The sequence below is a fragment of the Streptomyces sp. NRRL WC-3618 genome, assembly GCF_001280005.1.
GTDB lineage: Bacteria > Actinomycetota > Actinomycetes > Streptomycetales > Streptomycetaceae > Streptomyces.
The window spans coordinates 1-700 of the sequence record NZ_LGDW01000275.1; the positions used below are offsets into that span (position 1 = coordinate 1).

Annotated in this window: 1 protein-coding gene; it reads right to left on the reverse strand. The window is 71.9% G+C overall.

Annotation, left to right across the window (positions count from 1 at the left end; genetic code table 11):
* Positions 1 to 642 (reverse strand): ABC transporter permease (locus ADL01_RS22655; protein WP_053743863.1); only part of this gene is annotated, 642 nt, incomplete at its 3' end.
* Between the last annotated feature and the right edge of the window lie 58 nt (positions 643 to 700).

Genomic DNA, 700 nt, shown 5'->3' on the forward strand with positions numbered 1-700 from the left:
CGGGATCAGCATCAGCGTGGCGACCAGCACCGAGATGCCGCCGGCCACCGACCGCAGCAGCGCGCCCAGCGCGGTGCCGATCACGCCGACCAGGCCGAGGTAGAGCCCGGCGCCCAGCAGACTTCGTACGACTCCCGCGTGTGTCAGGCTCATCGCGGCGGGGGTGCCGGAGACGATGCCCCTGCCGAACCCGAAAGCGACGAACGCACCCAGGAGGCCGACCACCAGCGCGACCAGCCCGAACACGGCCGCCTTGGACCACAGCACGGGCAGCCGGCGCGGTACGGCCGCGAGCGTCGAGCGGATCATGCCGGTGGAGTACTCCCCGGCGGTGACCAGCACGCCGAGCACGCCCAGGGCGAGCTGGGCGAAGTGGGTGCCGAAGAGGGACAGGCTCACGGCCGTCGAGGCGGCGAAGTCGCGGTCCATGTGAGCAGAGCCGATCCCGGACTTGTAGCGGCTCGACGCGATCAGTCCGAAGGCGACGAGGAACAACAGGCCGAGACCCAGGGTGATCCACGTCGAACGCAGCGACCAGAGCTTGGCCCATTCCGAGGACAGCACGCGCCGTCCGGTCACCCGGTAGGCGGGGCGAGCGGGGCCGGCCGGGGCCGTCTCGACGGGCGCGGTGAGGGTGCTCATGCCGCCCTCCCGTCGGCCGCGAGGGTGTCGATGCCGGTCGTCGTGCCGTGGTACTCCA